12 protein-coding genes are annotated in these 14,250 nt (G+C 42.3%); 6 read left to right on the forward strand and 6 right to left on the reverse strand.

The genetic code is table 11. From position 1 onward, the window contains the following. Positions 1-93: 93 nt before the first annotated feature. Together JWG41_RS02465 and JWG41_RS02470 are read left to right on the forward strand one after the other, a co-directional pair. Entirely contained in the window at positions 94-537 is a 444-nt protein-coding gene (locus JWG41_RS02465) for an Hsp20/alpha crystallin family protein (protein ID WP_205268463.1), read from the forward strand. 10 nt (positions 538-547) lie between these two features. Beyond that, entirely contained in the window at positions 548-946 is a 399-nt protein-coding gene (locus tag JWG41_RS02470; RefSeq protein WP_205268369.1) for an Hsp20/alpha crystallin family protein, read from the forward strand. Positions 947-1,052: 106 nt separating this feature from the next. Here the strand turns inward: JWG41_RS02470 and hisC are convergent, their stop codons facing one another. The 3 genes from hisC to JWG41_RS02485 are packed head-to-tail and all read right to left on the reverse strand — an operon-like array spanning position 1,053 to position 5,046. Further along, positions 1,053-2,120: a histidinol-phosphate transaminase gene (gene hisC / locus JWG41_RS02475; protein WP_205268464.1), complete on the reverse strand. Its 1,068-nt coding sequence runs from the start codon at positions 2,118-2,120 to the stop codon at positions 1,053-1,055. Positions 2,121-2,151: 31 nt separating this feature from the next. Next, on the reverse strand, positions 2,152-3,669 hold the full coding sequence (locus JWG41_RS02480; protein WP_205268370.1) for a 2-isopropylmalate synthase: 1,518 nt from the start codon (positions 3,667-3,669) through the stop codon (positions 2,152-2,154). Between the two features lie 9 nt (positions 3,670-3,678). After that, the gene (locus JWG41_RS02485; protein ID WP_205268371.1) at positions 3,679-5,046 is read right to left on the reverse strand and encodes a hypothetical protein; all 1,368 of its coding nucleotides are present in this window, start codon (positions 5,044-5,046) and stop codon (positions 3,679-3,681) included. Between the two features lie 46 nt (positions 5,047-5,092). On the opposite strand from JWG41_RS02485, the gene JWG41_RS02490 reads away from it, so the two are divergent. Beyond that, positions 5,093-5,482, forward strand: a complete 390-nt coding sequence (locus JWG41_RS02490) for a VOC family protein (protein ID WP_332461274.1) — start codon at positions 5,093-5,095, stop codon at positions 5,480-5,482. On the opposite strand, the gene JWG41_RS02495 is transcribed toward JWG41_RS02490, so the two are convergent. Both JWG41_RS02495 and JWG41_RS02500 read right to left on the reverse strand, forming a co-directional pair. Beyond that, positions 5,440-6,210 carry a glycerophosphodiester phosphodiesterase gene (locus tag JWG41_RS02495; protein ID WP_205268372.1) on the reverse strand — a complete coding sequence of 257 codons (771 nt, stop codon included), beginning with the start codon at positions 6,208-6,210 and terminating at the stop codon, positions 5,440-5,442. The two genes, JWG41_RS02490 and JWG41_RS02495, sit on opposite strands and share 43 nt — an antisense overlap. Positions 6,211-6,217: 7 nt before the next feature. Further along, a complete protein-coding gene (locus tag JWG41_RS02500) occupies positions 6,218-6,928 on the reverse strand; it encodes a queuosine precursor transporter (RefSeq protein ID WP_205268373.1) in 711 nt (236 codons plus the stop codon). Between the two features lie 145 nt (positions 6,929-7,073). Here JWG41_RS02500 and JWG41_RS02505 point away from each other — a divergent pair, with 145 nt between their 5' ends. Together JWG41_RS02505 and JWG41_RS02510 are read left to right on the forward strand one after the other, a co-directional pair. Further along, positions 7,074-8,645 carry a glycosyl hydrolase family 18 protein gene (locus tag JWG41_RS02505; RefSeq protein ID WP_205268374.1) on the forward strand — a complete coding sequence of 524 codons (1,572 nt, stop codon included), beginning with the start codon at positions 7,074-7,076 and terminating at the stop codon, positions 8,643-8,645. Between the two features lies 1 nt (position 8,646). Then, the gene (locus JWG41_RS02510) at positions 8,647-9,654 is read left to right on the forward strand and encodes an L-threonylcarbamoyladenylate synthase (RefSeq protein ID WP_205268375.1); all 1,008 of its coding nucleotides are present in this window, start codon (positions 8,647-8,649) and stop codon (positions 9,652-9,654) included. A 23-nt stretch (positions 9,655-9,677) separates the two neighbouring features. On the opposite strand, the gene JWG41_RS02515 is transcribed toward JWG41_RS02510, so the two are convergent. After that, positions 9,678-11,312 (reverse strand): S49 family peptidase, encoded by a 1,635-nt coding sequence (locus JWG41_RS02515; protein ID WP_205268376.1) that lies wholly within the window; start codon positions 11,310-11,312, stop codon positions 9,678-9,680. A 40-nt stretch (positions 11,313-11,352) separates the two neighbouring features. Here JWG41_RS02515 and uvrA point away from each other — a divergent pair, with 40 nt between their 5' ends. Further along, positions 11,353-14,244, forward strand: a complete 2,892-nt coding sequence (uvrA, locus tag JWG41_RS02520; RefSeq protein ID WP_205268377.1) for an excinuclease ABC subunit UvrA — start codon at positions 11,353-11,355, stop codon at positions 14,242-14,244. Positions 14,245-14,250: the final 6 nt, after the last annotated feature.

Raw genomic sequence — 14,250 nt, forward strand, 5'->3', positions numbered from 1 at the left:
TTTGAAAACATTCTTGACGATTGGCAGTCAAACATTAAGAGTGCTAATGAAAATGGCAGTTCGATAGATCGAGTGCTAATAAGGAGAATGAGCATGTTGTTCCGAATTCTAGACCCACAAACGAAAGCAAATCAATTCTGGCGAGACTTTGACCGATTGAACGATGAGTTGACCCGTTCCATTTTGGACAGCCAATTCGGTTCCACCTCTAATTTCCCTCCGGTAAACGTTTATACGAAGGAAGACGAGGCCCTGGTCACTTGTTTACTTCCAGGCTTGGAACCAGACCAAATCGATATCAATGTAAAAGACAATGTACTTTCCATTCATGGAAAGAAGAAGGCAGAGGAACTTGCGGAAGGAACAGAAGTGCATCGCCGTGAAATCTTTAATGGAGAATTCCATAGAACATTGGAGCTTCCATTTCGAGTGGATCAGGAACATGTTCTTGCTAAATTCACAAACGGAGTTTTGAACATCCACCTTCCTCGTAGAGAAGAAGATAAACCTAAGAAAGTATCCATCATTGCAGGTTAAGGAGAGAATTATGAATACACTCACTCAAGAAAACAAAAAAGAAGTTACAGAGAAAGTAAGTGATAAAGAGAATCATCAATCAGCACGTGTTTACTCACCAAACGTGGATGTGTTGGAAACAGAAGAGGATCTTCTTTTCCGAGTGGAGATGCCAGGTGTCGACCAATCTTCAGTAGAAATTTCCATCGAGAAAGACCAACTGATTTTGGAAGGTAAGTTTCTTCCCCCGCCGGAAGCTCGAGGCCAAGTGCGACTTGCTGAGTACAGAGAAGGAAATTATTTCCGCAAATTTTCTATTGGAAAGGCGATTCATTCGGATAAGGCTATCGCAAAGATGAAGAATGGGATTTTAGAACTTACCATTCCGAAGATGGAGCCGAAAAAAACAAAAATCGAAATTCAAAAATAAATGAATCTTTGTTAGGTGTTTGGTAATTCCTAATTAATTTTTTTTCAAACCCGGTTTGCCCATTCAGGTATTCCGGGTTTGTTTTTTTAGATCAGGTTTTATTATTTTATAAAAGGGTGCGGATCGTTTCCAAAAGTTTTTGGTTTTCTTCTGGGGTTCCGATCGTGATCCGAATGTAGTCTTTCGAAATTCCTGTGGAAAAATAACGAATGAGAATATTCTTTTCTTTTAGTTGTAAATACAGACTTTCCGGAGAGATGCCTTGTTTTGGTTTACAAAACAAAAAATTGGTCGAGGAATTGGGAATGGTAAATCCTAAGGATTCCAATTCCTTTTGTAATTTTGTCCTTTCGCGAATCACCGCCAAACGTTTTTCCAAAAAGTATTCTTTGTCGGCATAAGATGCTTCTGCAATGACCTGTTCTAAGATTCCCACATTATAGGAATCCTTTAGTTTCCGAATCCAGGAAATGACATCGAGAGATCCCACAATAAACCCAACCCGAAGACCCGCTAGCGCATAGGATTTGGAAAAGGTACGAGAGACCACAAGGTTTGGATGATTTTTAATTTCTGAGATTAAACTTGTGTTCGGTTCTGTGAAATCGATATAAGCTTCATCAGAAAGAACAACTCCGGAGAAATTTTTCACTAAGTTTAAAAGCTCAGACTTTTCTTCTTCCACACCTGTGGGAGCATTGGGATGGGCAAAACAAAGTAATTTGCCCTTTTCTTTTAATAAAGATTCGAAATCAAAATGTAAGTTAGGAAGGAGGGGAACTGCTTTGTAAGTAGCACCCACCATCATTTGTTCTGTCAGCACTGGATAATAGGAATAAGTAGGATCTGGTGCTACCACAACGTCACCTGGACCAACCAGAGTATGGAATAACATCCGTAATGCTTCGTCCGAACCGTTGGTGACTAAAATTTGGTTGGGATCCAAATCGTAATCTTTGGCAACAAGTTCTTGTAATTTCCTGGCATGGTAGTTGGGATACTTTCGCAAAACGCCTGTTTGTAAAACTTTTTCTACGGCTTCTTTGATTTTGGGAGAAGGTGGGTAGGGGTTTTCGTTGGTATTGAGTTTGATGGTAGAGGTACTAAGGCCTGGCTGTTCCCCCGGTGTGTATGGTTTGAAGGCAGGTAATTCCTTTCGCACCAGGGCTTCCATAGAAAATGTTAGGTTCTGATTTGTCACAGGATTATAACCGGTTCAGGGCATTGATATAGGCTTTCGCACAGGCTTCAATGATGTCTGTGGAATCTCCTTTTCCTACCACTCGTCTTTCTCCGTCTTCTAAGGTGACGGAAGCTTCTGCCATGGCATCGGTTCCTTCTGTCACGGGAGAAATCACAAGCCGAGATAGAAGGGGAGAAAGTCCAGTCACTTGGTTTATGGCTTTGAAGATACTATCCACTGGCCCATCTCCATGTGCTTCTCCCTGTTTGGTTTCCCCTTTGACAGACAAAGTGATTTTCGAATCAGGAGTTTTGTTCGTTCCTGTGTTTTGTTCAAAGGAAACGAGTCGGTAGATTTCATCGACTTGAGAACGACTGATCTCTCCTTGGAAAAGAGCCGCGATGTCTTCATCGAAGACTTCCTTTTTTTTATCGGCAATTTCCAAGAACCGGTTGTAGGCATTGTCGATCTCTTCTGGTTTCGGATCAAATCCCATACGGATGATGCGATCTTTGAATCCCGCTCTTCCGGAGTGACGACCAAGGACCATACGATTGGATTTCAGTCCTACCGATTCGGGAGTCATAATTTCATAAGTTTGTCTGTTTTTGATCACACCATCTTGGTGGATTCCGGATTCGTGAGCAAAAGCATTGGCACCCACTATGGCTTTGTTAGGTTGGACAACCATACCAGTGATCGTTTTTACTAAATGAGATCCGCGAGTGATGAGAGTGGAATCAATTCTTGTTTCCACACCAAAGGCATCCTTTCTTGTTTTTAGGGCCATCACCACTTCTTCCATGGCTGTGTTTCCCGCTCGTTCTCCGATCCCGTTGATCGTACATTCAATCTGACGACCGCCCGCAAGAACGGTTGCTAGGGAGTTTGCCACGGCAAGGCCTAAATCGTTATGGCAATGGGCAGAAAAAATAACTTTGTCAGCACCCTTCACTTCTTTTTTTAAGAAACGAAATAAATCCATATACTCTTGTGGGGTTGTATAACCGACAGTGTCTGGAATGTTGATGGTGGTAGCGCCCTCTTCAATTACGGCTTCCACTAACTCGCGTAAGAAGGCCCATTCGGAACGTGTCGCATCTTCTGGTGAGAACTCTACATCAGTAACAAAGTCTCGTGCCATCTTGACTGCGGTTCTTGCCATCTCCAAAACTTCTGCAGGAGACTTACCCAATTTATGTTTCATATGAATGGGAGAAGAAGCGATAAAGGTATGAATTCGTTTGAGTTTTGCTGGCTTCAGTGCATCGCGTGCGGCTTCTAGGTCAGGACGAAGGGCTCTAGCCAAACCACAAATGATGGGGCCTTCAATTTCACGAGCAATTCGTTCTACAGCTTTGAATTGGACAGGAGAGGAAACTGGGAATCCAGCTTCGATGATATCTACTTTCATTCGGGCAAGGTGTAGGGCAATTTCCACCTTTTCATCTTCGCTCATCGCAGCCCCGGGGCATTGTTCCCCGTCCCTTAGAGTGGTATCAAATATGCGTACGTAATCTTCCATCTCCTTCCAGATCATAGGTTCGCTTCACTCTGTCAAGTGCGTATGGAATGCTCCTGTGATCCAGTGATAGGGTTTCCCGTCCTTGCCGATGGGAATGGGGGTTTGGTTTCCCTGGCTCCAAAATCGGATGGGTTTTTCTAAGTCGTAAGGCACTTCTTTGTCTGTGATCGAGGAAAACTCGGAGCGGACTCTTTCCCTAGGGAATGGTAGCTCGGAAAGGAAATAGGAGGTTCCGAAAAATACCAAAAGAAACAGGGAGGCAGATATCCATCTGGTATAAGAAAGCAAAACCCAAGTGAGGCCCAAGATTCCAAAAAACCAGATGGGAAATAAATACCGAATCGGATAGGGATGTAAATAAGTGAACCTTCCTACAAGAAGGAGGAGTCCTAGAAGGACCGGAAAAAACACAACGAGAAGGTGGCGGACGAGTTTTGGAAATTTGGGAAAACTAATTAAGACCAAACCCAAAAGGAAAAGAATCGATTTCCCTTGGTAGAAGATATGTTTTGTAAAATCCCAAAGGTAAGTCGCCGAGAGGGAAAAGATTTTCTCGAAAGATTGGTTGGAAAGATAATTCTTTAAGATCTGAAAACTTCCAGGAATATGGAAGGTCTGTCTCAATCCCCAAAATACAAATTCATTGAAGATGAAAAAGGAAATGGCCAAGATCCAAAACCGTTTCTTTCGGAAGTAGGAAACTCTTTCTGACAGAGGAAGGTTTGAATCCCAAATCCGAACGACAAAAAAGGAAATGGCACCCACAGAAAAAGAAAACCGGTCCGAAAGATACAAGAGAGAAAACCCAAAGAAAAAAAATAGAGTTAAGGGTAGAGAAAGATAAGATACAACTCCATTCTCATTTTGATTTGGCTCTCTATCGTTTAACAAAGAATAAAGATAGATGGCAAGGAGAAGGGAGAAAAAAAATCCCGTACTATGGTGGGCCTGGGAAAGGAAATAAACAAAGGGAAGTGGATGGTCGGAAGTCAAATACCCTAGAAGAGATAAAAAAATAAAAAGAAATTCCAATCGATAGAGAAACTGAAGGGAATCGGTTTTGTTTGTATACCGAGAAATAAAAATAGAAATTCCGAGAAATACCAAAAGCATTTGGAGAGTTCCATAGGCTGAAGGAAGATAGCAAAGGGGAACCAAGGGATAGAGGATAAGATTCAAAAATAAATCAGGAAAAAAATAGGGTGATGGCGGAAGGAACCAGTGGCGAATTCCCTCTCCCGATACTAAATCTTTCACAAATAAGGGAAGGTATAAATGATCCGCGGAATGGATGGATTCAAAATAAATCGTTTCGCATAACAGGAAGTTTATTGTCGTGGAGCTGAGAAAGAATAAAAAAAAGGACAATCGCGATGGGGATTGGATCGACATAGGATTCTAAAGAGAGAACCTCAACATAACGAAGCGAGTCATTTGCATAATGAATACCACAAAAAACATGGATTTAGTCCTTCCTCAGTTCTTCTCTGTGAATTTAGACGGTGGTGAGAATACTACCATTCCACTCCGATTCTACCTATCGTTTCTCGGGGGGACTGTCCTAAAAGAAAGTTTTGGTCATTCGGAATTGAAATTGAAATCGGGAGAGTGTTTGGTTTTTTCCAAAATCACGGAACATTGTCCTGTTCGTCCAGGCACCATCACTCTGAGTTGTGATCCCTCCATTCATCAACATCCGCAGTTTCTATCTCTGAAACTTCTGCAATCAGTGCCTGAAAAAACCTATTCTTTGTATGAAGACCCTTGGGGGAATTGGGTTTGGATTTATTTTTTGGATTCTAAAAATTCGGCCAAACGGTCGGGATAATCTGTGATGAGACCCACCACTCCTACATCCATTAACTGGTTCCATTCTTCTTCTGTATTGGTGGTATAAGGAATCACAAGTAACGACCTTTCCTTTAAACCTTGCACAAATTCTTTAGTGCAAGCAGAAAGATGAGGAAGGATCAAATCGGGTTCATAGTCCATATAATCCTTGTTTAGCGAATCTCCCTTTTCGATGAGTAGACCTCGTAACACTTCAGGTTCTTCGATTCGGATTAAATCCACAAGATCCCAGTCAAAACTACTCACCCAAATCCGATTGGTCAGTTTGTATTTTCGAATGAGTTTGACAAGAGCTGTGGCAAGTGCCTTTCTTTCTTCCGCTTTCCCTTCGCTTTTCATTTCGATATCAAAGACCGTGTTTTCCGGAAGGGTTTGGATTACTTGCGAGAGTGTTGGAATTTGTTCTCCCTCAAAGGCTTCCTCAAAAAAACTTCCTGCATCCAGTTCCGCCAGAGCACGGTATTTATAACTCGATACTTTTCCTTTTCCATCGGTAGTGCGGTCGACTGTAAAATCATGGATGACCACAAGTTCCCCCGAGGCACAAAGCATGGTATCCAATTCAAAGTAATGTGTGGACTCAGATCCCACAAGAAACGAAACGAGAGTGTTCTCGGGAGCCAGACCCCGCGCACCCCGATGCCCAATATTGGCAGGAGTTTTTCCTAGAATGGTTTTTAGTCTTTCGATTCTTGGTTGGAACATATTCACCTTACCCGGGTTGGATGGTCGATTCCAGCCCTTCTTCTTCCATCGCCGATCGGAACATTTGGTTTTTCAAAGTTTCCCCTAAATAACGATCAATGTAGATATGGATGGCATAAAGAAGTGGTGTGATGAGGATGGCCACTCCCAGTTTGTATAAGAAGTTAGTATTAGCAATGGCAATGAGTTTGGAAACCGGATGGTATTTTCCGAGAGCAATGAAGATCACCACATAAGAGTCAATCAGTTGGGAAATGATAGTGGAGCCTGTGGCACGAAGCCAGATATGTTTTCCTCCCGTTTTTTTGCGAAGGAAATGAAATACATGTAAGTCAATCATTTGCCCAATCACATAAGCAATGATAGATCCAAGGATGACAAGGCCTGAATTGGCAAACACGCGTTCAAAGGAGGCATCATCAATCGGAGACTCGGGACTCGCTGGAATTTGGATATCGACAACAATGAGAAGATAGGCAAATCCAAGCATCACCATACCGAGAAAGGTTGTAGCTCTGACGACTTTCCTGCCATAATATTCGTTTAATAGGTCAGTGATGATAAAAGTGACAGGAAAAGGGATAACCCCCATAGTCATGGTGAATCCGAAGGCAAAAAATAATTTACTACCGGTCAGTTCGGCAAGTATCAGAAAGGTTAGAAAAAAACTGAGAAGAACCGTGTAGAGAATGACCGGTTTTTGTTTGAGAACATGCATAGATTTCTTTTTCCTTTCATTTTAATTTAGGCTAGGAGAGAATCCCTTCTAAAAAATTATGGGATGAGAAATAGGGTGATGAGTGTTTTCAATATTCTCTACTCTTTTTTTCATCCGCGTTCGATAATCATACTAGAAGTAATATATGCCCGAATCTCAAATCCCATCCTCTCCCAAACGTCCGCTTTCCAATGCGGCTAAATATTCCTTATTGTTTGCCTCTTGGGTCTTTTTATCCACAATCTCCTTCTATTTAGGAATGAATTTGATCCAAACAAGTGGTTCCGCCCTTGTTTTAAATGACCGTCCCAAAGCGGGAAATGCCAATCCTAGTGTTGTGGAAGCCTCGACACCTTCTCTCGGCACTCCCTCTGAGATGGAAACCAAAGAAAACTCTGAGCCCCAAACCACACAAACTGTGGAAGAATCGGCGGAATTGCCAAGTTTCCTTCCGGATGAAAACGTAACCTTTCGTTCTTCTGCTTGGTCCACCGATTGGACAGCGATGAAAAAAACAGTTCATTTGTATAACGAAATCCATCCTTTCATTTATACGATGAAAGGGGGACTTTCTAATAATGGGGAATTGATTTCCAGTTGGTCTAGCACTTCCAAAAAGGAACGTGTTTTGGAACTTCGTGCTCTAAATCCAAAAGTCAAAATCATTCCGACCATCTTTCGTTGGGAAAACCCAAAAGAAAAAATCCAAGAAAATATTGGAATGGGTGGCAGAAACGATATCCGTGACCACCACATCCAAGTCATCGTGAATGAAATTATGACTTATGGTTATGATGGCATTGACATTGATTATGAAGGAATGTCCTGCGATAAAAAAGAAAAGTTTGAAGAGTTTTTTGTCCTTCTTGCCCGGGAAGTTCATAAGAAAGGAAAACTCATTTCTGTTGCGGTTCACCCAAAAACTCCAGCCGAAAAAAGTAAAAAGAAAGAACTGAATTGTCGTGGTCTTTCCAAGCCAATCGCACTGGACTTCCGTGAAAATTGGAGAGGGCCCACAACTCATGATTATGCCTTCCTCGCCAAACACGCGGACCGCGTCAAAATTATGGCATATGAACTCCACCCACGGAAATACCATAACCCAGGCCCTGGTCCCCAAGCACCGAATGTTTGGTTGAAAGACATCATCACTTATGCCAAAAAAAGAGTGCCAATGCACAAACTCTATATGGCGATTCCGACTTATGGATATGATTGGGCGTTAAATTGTAAATCCTCAGCTAAAGCCATTTATCATTCCGATGCACAAAGGATCAAAGCAGGAGCACATAAAAACCGCCAACCAACTGATATCAATCGTATCTTAAACGAAGAAAACAAAGTGGCAAGTTGGAGAAACTTATCTAAGTTCTCTGATATCCATAAAAATCGTGCTTATGAAGATCCTTCGCTTTGGTATACCAGTGGTGGCTGTGACCGAGTTGCTTTTTATATGAACCGTAAAGCCTTTGAAGAAAAAATGACCTTACTACGTAAGTATGATTTGGGTGGATTTTCATTCTGGCAACTGGTTACAGACAATGATCCAGAAATCAATGTTTACTTAAGTAAACTAGTACAAGGCCAACTTCCTCCTGTAGAAAAAGCGAAAGAGGAAGAAGAACCAAAAGAAGAAACAACAGCTCCTTCCAATGATTCTAAAGAAACCTTAAAAGTTTCCGATTCTAAATCCAAATCAAAAACTAAAAAGTTTTAGAATGAAAACCTTAATCTCTTCGGATGTACGTTTGCTTGCGAACCTCATCCAAGAGGGAAAGGTCGTTATTTTTCCCACAGAAACAGTCTACGGGATTGGGGCTTCGACAAAGTTAGAGGTCGCTTGTCTTCGGGTTTATGAAATCAAAGGAAGACCAAAAGACAATCCTCTCATTGCCCATTTTCATTCCATAGATGCCATTGCCGCTGTTTGCGAGTTAGGTGAAGTAGGGAGAAAACTTCTGGAGGAATTTTCCCCAGGCCCCCTCACTCTCATCCTTCCCAAAAAAGACAAATCTCTTTTTCCAAAAGATTTGGAGACACTTGCGGTGCGAATTCCGAAAAACCCTGTGGTTCGGGAATGGATCGAACTTTCGGGAGGACCGGTCTCTGCTCCTTCGGCCAATCTTTCGGGGAGACCTTCCTTAACAAAATTAACAGATGTTTTGCGATACTTTGATGGGGTGGTAGATGGAATCCTTGAGGCGGAGGAACCAAGTTTTGGAATTGAATCCACGGTGGTAAGTCTTGTGGGGAAAACACCCGCACTTCTACGACCCGGATCCATTGAATCCAAGGAACTAGTCTCCATTCTTCCGGATCTTTGGATTCCTGAGACAACTTTGAAAAATGATAGCAGGACCATACCTTTAAGTCCCGGAACCAAATACAAACACTATGCTCCCTCAGCCCGAGTCATCTTAGCATCCACCGAAGAATTTACCTATAGTTTAAAGACAATGAAAGAATCCAAAACGACTGCTTGGATTGGGTTTATCGAAGAAGCTGTGGAACCAAATGGCTCAAGCGAAAGATTCGCTAAACGGGCTTTAGGTGGAATGGCGTGGTTTTGTCCTGTATCCTCTAATGAAGATTATGCGTCAAAACTCTATGCATTTTTTGAATCCTGTGACCTCGCAGGAATCGAAACCATCTTCTGCGAAGTTCCCAAATCAGGACGGGGAGAAGAGGGACTTCGCAATCGATTGGAAAAAGCTACCGGTGGGTAGAGAAAGCCTATTGAATTCTTAAGTTACCTTCTATTTTTCCAAGCCAGCCGAACGGGGGATAGGAGAGAAATTTCATTCAATGATTCCAAGGTTTTTAGCTCGGCAATAAGGCCCCCAAGGATAGGAATTTTATTTCTTAAATTATAAGCCGGAAGTTCTTCCGAAAGAGTGATGGGTCGACCACCCAAACGTTCTCTCACTTCATGCACGGCATCTAAAAGTCCACCAAGGGCATCCACAATTCGGTTTTCTACCGTCGGCAAATACACCCGACCCATTCCAATTTTTGGCATTTCTTCCAAAGGAATTTTTCTTCCTTCAGCCACACGTCTGTAAAACAAACCTTCTGTTTTTTTGATTTGTGATTCTAAATACTGAACACTTTGTTTGGAGAGAGGTTGGAATTCGGAATGGATGTCCCGAAACGGATAAAAACCAACGGCCTCTTTATTCAATTGGAATTTTTTATATAACTTTTGTAAGTTGGCACGAATGCTGACTGCTCCAATGGAGCCGGTGATACAAACAGGAGAGGCTGTGATATGATCGACCGCCGAACCTAGGTAATATCCCCCGCTTGCCACTGTATCTTTAAAATAAGCAGTCACAATCTTGGTTTTCTTTAATTCTAGAATTTCTTGGTGGATTTGTTCGGAGTAAAATGCAGAACCACCAGGCGAAGAAATTTCTAAAATCACTGCTTTGATTTTTTTGTCTTCGGCAAGGGCTTTGAGATTGGGGATGAGGGAGAAGGCTTCGATTTTTCCGTTCTCTCTATTTTTATGTAAAAAATCTCCGCCGGAGATTCCACCTTCTAAAGGAAGAATCACAATCTCGGCCTTTCTTTTGGGAAGGATTCGAAATTCTTTGATACTGTAATGAAGGGAAGGATAGTTTCCAGAAAACAACTTTCGATCTTCTGAAAAAAATTCCGTTTCTGTTTTGATCCCATCAATGATTCCAGCAGATAAGAGTTCATCGGCAGATAACATGGGTTTGTAAAAAACAGATTCCAGTGATTTGTTCCCATTGGTTAGGGCTGTGAGTAAAACTTTGCGCAGATCTAAAATTAAGGTTTCTAAATTCTTTTTTGCTTCTTTTGAAAATTCACCCCGTGTGAAACTTTCTGCAAAGGATTTGTATGGGCCAGAAGCAAAGGCTTGCACTTCAATCCCCCAAGTTTTTAAAAACTTACCGAAAAACATGGGTTCGGCGCTTGGGAGTAAAACCATAAATTCCGATTCCGGAGCCAAATACTTTTCCGTAGCTGCCGTTAGGAGGAGGAGAGTACCTACACCACCTTCCTTAGTAAAGATTCGCACTTTTTTTCCCGATTCTTTGATGGCGATGAGTTGGTTTCTCACTTCATAGAATTCAGAAAGAGTCCATTCGAGAGGGGGAAGTGAGATATCAAGAGTTTTGATCTTCCCATTTTTTTGGATGAGTTTGAGAAGGATAAGGAGTTCTAGTCTAGTGACTGTTTCTTCCTTACCTTGTAATTTTTTGACAAAATAAGACTTATATGAATCTTCAAAAACAGCCGGAAATTCGAGTTCATAGACCTCTCGGCCTCTTTGGAAAACAAGGCTTAGACGTAGGTAAATCTGGTACAGAAGGCGAAAGGGTAAGAAAATTACCAAAAAAAGAATTCGAAACACGGGCGAACCTCTTCCGTCATTTCTTAAAATTCTTTCCAGAATGAAAGAGGAAAACAACCTATCCGATGTGGATTCCTTTATTCGTATTCGCGGCGCCCGAGAACATAACCTCAAAAACTTAAACCTTGACATACCCCGAGACAAACTTGTGGTCATCACCGGACTTTCAGGCTCGGGTAAGTCCTCCCTCGCTTTCGATACCATCTATGCTGAGGGACAACGCCGGTATGTAGAGTCCCTTTCCAGTTATGCCCGGCAATTCCTCGGGCAAATGGAAAAACCGGAGGTGGACCAAATTGAGGGGTTGAGCCCTGCCATCTCCATTGAACAAAAAACCACACACAGAAACCCGCGTTCGACGGTGGGAACTGTGACAGAAATTTATGATTATTTACGGCTGTTATACGCCAGAGTGGGAAAACCTCATTGTCCTAAATGTGGAACGGCCATCTCAAGCCTCTCTGTAGACCAAATTACAGACCGAATCAATTTATTTCCCGAGGGAACCAAACTCCAAATTATGGCTCCTGTCATCCAAGGGAAAAAAGGGGAACACAAAGAGGTTCTCGAACGTTTCAAAAAGGAAGGATTCAATCGGGTTCGTGTGAATGGGGAAGTGTATTCCCTGGAAGACGAAATTCCTTTAAAGAAAAACTTCAAAGCAGATATCGATATCGTTGTGGATCGGATTGTGATGAAACCAGGAATCCAATCTCGATTGTCGGATTCTGTGGAAACCGCTCTCAAGACCGCGGATGGAATTGTGGTGGTGGAAGACGGAGAAAAAGACCATCTCTTCTCACAGAAACTTTCTTGTCCCAAGTGTGATGATGTCAGCATTCCAGAACTCACACCTAGACTATTTTCTTTCAACTCTCCCTTCGGTGCTTGTTCCAATTGCGATGGACTTGGTGCGCTCTTAGAGTTTGATGAATCCCTCCTTGTGACCGATAGAGAGGCTTCTCTTGCCGAAGGTTGTATTGAGGCGTGGGGAGGATCCAAATCCAATTCCTATTGGTATATGGCCACCATACAAGCGTTATCCAAAAAATTGAAATTCAATTTAAACACAGCTTGGAAGGACTTATCCGAAAAAGTGAAAAGTACCATTTTACATGGGGATGCTTCGATTCATATTGATTATGATTTTCGCGGTGCCAATTCGCATTATGAATTTTCCAAAAATTACGAAGGAGTGATTCCTAACCTCAAACGTCGTTATAAGGAAACCAAATCCGATTCGATGCGCCAGTGGTTTGAATCCTTTATGACAAATCATGATTGCGATGAATGTCATGGAAGACGACTGCGCCCCGAAGCCCTGGCGGTGAAAGTTCAAGGAGTGGGAATTGATGCCTATACGGGTTATTCCATCGAAAAGGCTTTAGAGTTTACTAAGGCTTCCGAATACAAAGGAGCAGAAGATACCATCTCCAAACCCATCTTAAAAGAAATCCTCCAACGCCTTCACTTCCTAAATGATGTCGGTGTGGGGTATTTGAACCTAAGTCGTTCCGCAGGAACCCTATCTGGCGGAGAGATGCAAAGGATAAGGCTCGCGACACAAATTGGTTCTCGCCTAATGGGTGTTTTGTATATCTTGGACGAACCTTCGATTGGTCTCCACCAAAGAGATAATACCAAACTTGTCCAAACCTTGAAAGGCCTTCGCAACTTGGGAAATACGGTTCTTGTTGTCGAACATGATAAAGAAACTATGGAAGAGGCCGATTTCATCGTGGATATGGGCCCTGGTGCCGGAGTTCATGGTGGGGAAATTGTGGCGTTCGGTACACCCGAACAAATCAAAAAGAACAAACATTCGGTTACAGGAAAATTCCTTTCTGGGGAAAGAAGAATCTCCATGCCGGAAACAAGACGAGTTGGGAATGGAAAGTTCTTAAAGATCACGGGAGCCACACATAACAATCTAAAGAATGTGGATGTCTCTATTCCATTAGGGAGTTTAACCGTTGTTACGGGGGTTTCTGGCTCCGGAAAGTCCACTCTCATTAATGAAATTCTTTATAAGGAACTGGCAAGTTCTGTGATGGGAATGAAACTCATTCCGGGAAAACATAAAAAAATCCTGGGAAAAGATCAAATAGATAAGGTGATTAACATTGACCAGTCGGCCATTGGAAGAACTCCTCGCTCCAACCCAGCAACGTATACAGGTTTGTTTACTTTTGTTCGGGACTTATACAGCGGACTCGAAGAAGCAAAAGTTAGAGGGTATGGCCCGGGAAGGTTTAGTTTTAACGTGGCTGGCGGGCGCTGTGAAAAATGCGAAGGCGACGGAATCTTAAAAATTGAGATGCATTTTCTTCCTGATATTTATGTGGAATGTGAGGTTTGTAAAGGAAAACGATACAACAGAGAAACTTTGGAAGTCAAATACAAAGGAAAAAACATAGCGGATATCTTGGAGATGACCATCGAAGAGGCGGTTGTTTTCTTTGAAAAAATTCCAAATCTCAAACGTAAGTTAGACACTCTGATGGATGTGGGTCTTGGGTATATCAAACTCGGACAAGCGGCCACCACCTTTTCTGGGGGTGAGGCTCAACGGATCAAACTTTCCACAGAACTATCCAAACGCCCTACGGGAAAAACTCTTTATATTTTGGATGAACCAACCACTGGACTTCATTTCGAAGACATTGAAAAGTTACTTTCTGTTTTGCAAGTCCTTGTCGACAAAGGAAACTCTATGGTCATCATCGAACACAATTTGGATGTGATTAAAGCGGCAGACTATATCATCGATATTGGCCCCGAAGGGGGAGATGGTGGCGGGGAAGTGATAGCCACAGGGACTCCAGAAGAAGTAGTCACCGTAAAACGCTCGTTTACTGGCCAATATTTAAAAAAAGTCTTGGAAGAAGAAAAGGCCCTCGATATCAAGTATGCCAAAAAAAAATCTAAGTAGTCTACT

Source organism: Leptospira chreensis (genome assembly GCF_016919165.1).
In the GTDB taxonomy this organism is placed as follows: Bacteria; Spirochaetota; Leptospiria; order Leptospirales; family Leptospiraceae; genus Leptospira_A; species Leptospira_A chreensis.